General features: G+C 69.0%; 4 protein-coding genes and 1 pseudogene. 3 read left to right on the top strand and 2 right to left on the bottom strand.

Annotated elements, in window-relative coordinates:
* Positions 1–365 (top strand): annotated as a pseudogene (locus IMZ29_RS22225) (histone); the annotation flags it as partial.
* Between the two features lie 220 nt (positions 366–585).
* The gene (locus IMZ29_RS22220) at positions 586–1,143 is read left to right on the top strand and encodes a YggT family protein (protein WP_216188452.1); all 558 of its coding nucleotides are present in this window, start codon (positions 586–588) and stop codon (positions 1,141–1,143) included.
* A 109-nt stretch (positions 1,144–1,252) separates the two neighbouring features.
* Here IMZ29_RS22220 and IMZ29_RS22215 read toward each other — a convergent pair whose 3' ends face one another.
* Positions 1,253–2,188: a carbohydrate kinase family protein gene (locus IMZ29_RS22215; RefSeq protein ID WP_216188449.1), complete on the bottom strand. Its 936-nt coding sequence runs from the start codon at positions 2,186–2,188 to the stop codon at positions 1,253–1,255.
* Between the two features lie 80 nt (positions 2,189–2,268).
* Entirely contained in the window at positions 2,269–3,093 is an 825-nt protein-coding gene (locus IMZ29_RS22210; protein ID WP_216188447.1) for a DUF3426 domain-containing protein, read from the bottom strand.
* On the opposite strand from IMZ29_RS22210, the gene IMZ29_RS22205 reads away from it, so the two are divergent.
* The gene (locus tag IMZ29_RS22205; protein WP_216188445.1) at positions 3,092–3,463 is read left to right on the top strand and encodes a hypothetical protein; all 372 of its coding nucleotides are present in this window, start codon (positions 3,092–3,094) and stop codon (positions 3,461–3,463) included. The two genes, IMZ29_RS22210 and IMZ29_RS22205, sit on opposite strands and share 2 nt — an antisense overlap.
* Positions 3,464–3,602 lie beyond the last annotated feature (139 nt).

The raw sequence follows: 3,602 nt of genomic DNA, 5'->3' as shown, positions 1-3,602 counted from the left end.
AGAAGGCCCCGGCCAAGAAAGCCGCGGTCAAGAAGGTTGCCGCCAAGAAAGCCCCGGCCAAGAAGGCTGCGGTGAAGAAGGTCGCCGCCAAGAAGGCGCCGGCAGCCAAGAAGGCCCCGGCCCGCACGGCTGCTGCCAAGAAGGCGCCCGTCGCCAAGAAGGCACCGGCTGCGAAGAAGCCGGCCGTGAAGGCACCGGAAGCCATGACGCCGGCCACCACCGCCGTGCCGGCGGCGCCTGCCGTGACGAAGAAGGCCCCGGGTGCGAAGAAGCCCGCGGCCAAGAAGACGGCCGCCGCACCGGCCAAGACGGCCGCCAATCCGCAGATCGCGGCATGGCCGTTCCCGACGGGCGACCGTCCCTGATCGTGCCAACTGGCGCGCGCCGTGAGGCGTCGCCAGCCAGCGAGATGGCAGCCGTACGGCTGATCCCCTCTCGCGCTGTTCGTACAGGGCCAGCCATCCCCGCGTCTTTGGCGCGGGGATGCGCGGCTGGCGTCCTGCGCGCTCGTCGAATCCCGGCATCGATCCCATCGGTGGCCCGTGCGACAATGTTCGCCCTTGCCCACCTGATGTTGCGATCTGCATGTTCGTCGAGATCTTCCGCTTCCTGATCGAAATCGGCTTCACGCTGTATGCGGCCGCGTTCATCCTGCGCGCCTGGATGCAGGCTGCCCGTCTTCACCCCTTCAATCCGCTCACGCGCGGCATTGCGCAAGTCACCAACTGGCTCGTGTTGCCGCTGCGTCGTGTCATCCCGGGTGCCCGCGGCATCGATTGGGCCAGCGTCGTTGGCGCCTGGCTCGTCGCCCTCGTCTACGTGCTCATCACGGTGCTGCTGACGGGCTACAGCGTCGTCGCCGCCCTGCCCGCGGCCATCGGCGCGGCGGCGCTCATGGTGCTCAAGTGGACCCTCAATCTCATCGTCTGGGTCACGTTGATCCAGGCCATCATGTCCTGGGTCAACCCGCATGCGCCGGCCATGCCGATGCTGCAGACCCTCACGGCGCCCCTGCTCGATCCGCTGCGCCGCATCCTGCCGCGCCTGGGCGGGCTCGACCTGTCGCCGCTGGTGTTGATCCTCGTCGCCCAGGTGCTGCTGATGATGCTCAGCCACATCGCGATGCGGCTGCTGTTGGCGTAAAGCGCACTCAGGGCTGGCGCTCACGCGGCCCCGGGATTCCAACCCTGCAAATGAAAAAGCCCGCTCAGTGGCCTGAGCGGGCTTTTTCGTCGGTGCGTAGCCAGCGTCGTCAGGCGAGCGTCAGACCATAGGCCTCGTTCAGCATGCGGGCGATATCGTCACGGCTGGGCGCGTGGTTCTGCGCGCCGCGGTGCGACACCTTGATCGCGCCCATGACGCTGGCCAGACGGCAGGCGTCAGCCAACGACCAGCCCTTCGTGATGCCGTAGAGCAGACCGGCGCGGTGGGCGTCGCCGCAGCCCGTCGGGTCCACCACTGTGGCCTTCACCGCAGGGATGTCGATGATCTCGCCACCGGTGATGAGCGTGGAGCCTTCACCGCCCCGCGTCACGATCACGGCCTGCAAGCCGCTGGCGATGTCGGCCATGCTGCGGCCCAGGCGCTGCTCGACGACGCGCGCCTCATAGTCGTTCACTGTCAGCACCTGCGCCAGGCCGAGCATGCGCTTCAAGTCCTCGGCGTCGAAAAGAGGCATGGCCTGACCCAGATCGAAGATGAACGGCACACCGCGCGCATGCAGGCGCTCGGCGTGGGCGAACATCGCGTCCTTGGCGTCCGGCGCCACGATGCCCCAGCTGCCTGGCGCTTCGCTGAGATCATTGCTGGCGGACAAGGCCATCGCGCCCGGGTGGAAGGCCGTGATCTGGTTATCGGCCAGATCGGTCGTGATGAAACACTGCGCCGTGAAGGCTTCCTCGGCCACGCGGATCCAGCGCGTCTCCACGCCCAGGCCGCGCAGGCGCTCCAGGTACTCGCCCGCGTCCGAGCCCACCGTGGCCACCGGCACCGGCGTGCCGCCGAGCAGGCTCATGTTGTAGGCGATGTTGCCCGAGCAGCCGCCATACTCCTTGCGCATGCCCGGCACCAGGAAGGACACGCTCAGGCTGTGCACCTGATCCGGCAGGATATGGTCCTTGAAGTGGCCGTCGAACACCATGATGGTGTCGAAAGCCATGGAACCGCAGATGATGACGGGAGTGGACATGCCGGGATCCGTAGCGCCGGAGCCCGGCGCGAACAAAGGTTGAGGAACACTAGCCGGGCGCCGCGCAGCGCCCGGCTGGCTCAAGGGAAGAACAACGCCAGGCGATAGCCCGTGATGGGCGCGCCGCGCGCACTCACACCCACGGCGATACGCTGCTCGCTGCCGGCCGCGAACGACCCATTGGCGGCGGCAGGGCCCAGATAGCCTTCGGGCGGAACCACGCGTCGCATGATGACAGTATCCGAGAAATCCGTCAGGCTCAGTTCGAGCGACGGCCAGGGCTGATCATGGTTGGCGCGGTTGCGCAGCACCGCGTTGAGCGTGAGCCGCTGCACGAGATCCCCGCCGGGTTGCGAGGTATCCGGCTGAACGGATGAAGATTCGATGGACAAAAGGCGCGGCGCGCGCACGTAGTCGACCGTGCAGCCGAACCAGCGACACATGGTCTCGAGGGCGGGGCGCGTTCCCGGCGCGTAGGTGGCCAGCGGCGTGCGCCACCACCAGGCGGCCTGGAAGACCAGGGCGACGAGGGCCAGCACACAACCACCCAGCAGCAGGCGCCGACCCAGGCCACTCTCGCGGCGCCGGCGCGCGGCGACGAGCGGGGTATGCCAACCGTCGCCTGGCCCGGCGGCGAAAGGCGACTCGGCTTCAGTGTCCTCGTCGGCCTCTTCCGGCGCGTCCGACGACGCAGCCGGGCGCGACGTCACCGGCGGATCCTCGCGCCGAGTCCGCACGGGGGTTGCCGTCGCCATCGAGAACCGCGCTTCAGTGTCGTCGTCGGCAGCATCGTCGACGCCCAGCGGTGGCTCGCTGCGTTCCAGCGGCTCGGAGGGCGGCACATAGCGCGAGGACACGACAGGCTCGTCACGACGGCCTGGGGTGGGCTCCGAACGACTTGCCATGACCGGCTCCGCACGGGTCGTCTCGCCGGACGACGGACGCCCTGCGCGGCTGACCACCGGTTCGTCGCGATGCGATGTCGAGGCCATGCCCGAGCGAGGCGGGCTGACCACCGGCTCGTCACGATCCCACGCCGACGGCGGGTTCGACCGCGACTGCCCCATCATCGGCTCGGCGCGCTGCGATGTCGCAGCTACGTTCGGCCGCGACGGGTTCACCACGGGTTCCTCCCGCTGCGGCACCGACGGCATGCTGGATCGTGGCTGGCTCACCGACGGTTCCGCGCGCGATGCTGCTGGCGTGTCGCGCCCTGTCTGGGAGACGACGGGCTCCTCGCGTCGTGACCACGACGCCTCGCCGGGTGCGCGTTGACCCAGAACAGGCTCATCCCGCAGGGAACCAGAGGCCGTGCGGGCAGGCCGCAAAGCCGCCGGCAAGGCGGGTTCAGCGCGCGCAGGCGCCTGCACGATGGGCGCGGCACGCCCGCTCGCCACGGCGTCGGGACGGTGGC

Source organism: Verticiella alkaliphila (genome assembly GCF_018904615.1).
Taxonomy (GTDB): domain Bacteria; phylum Pseudomonadota; class Gammaproteobacteria; order Burkholderiales; family Burkholderiaceae_B; genus Verticiella; species Verticiella alkaliphila.
Note: the sequence above shows the minus strand (reverse complement) of the source record. Positions and strands in the feature narration are given on the sequence as shown.

Bases quoted from the DNA above. Each gene is read 5' to 3' on its own strand.
- IMZ29_RS22220 (WP_216188452.1), top strand. From the start codon at position 586: ATGTTCGTCGAGATCTTCCGCTTCCTGATCGAAATCGGCTTCACGCTG.
- IMZ29_RS22215 (WP_216188449.1), bottom strand. From the start codon at position 2,188: ATGTCCACTCCCGTCATCATCTGCGGTTCCATGGCTTTCGACACCATC.
- IMZ29_RS22205 (WP_216188445.1), top strand. From the start codon at position 3,092: ATGACCGGCTCCGCACGGGTCGTCTCGCCGGACGACGGACGCCCTGCG.
- IMZ29_RS22210 (WP_216188447.1), bottom strand. From the start codon at position 3,093: ATGGCAAGTCGTTCGGAGCCCACCCCAGGCCGTCGTGACGAGCCTGTC.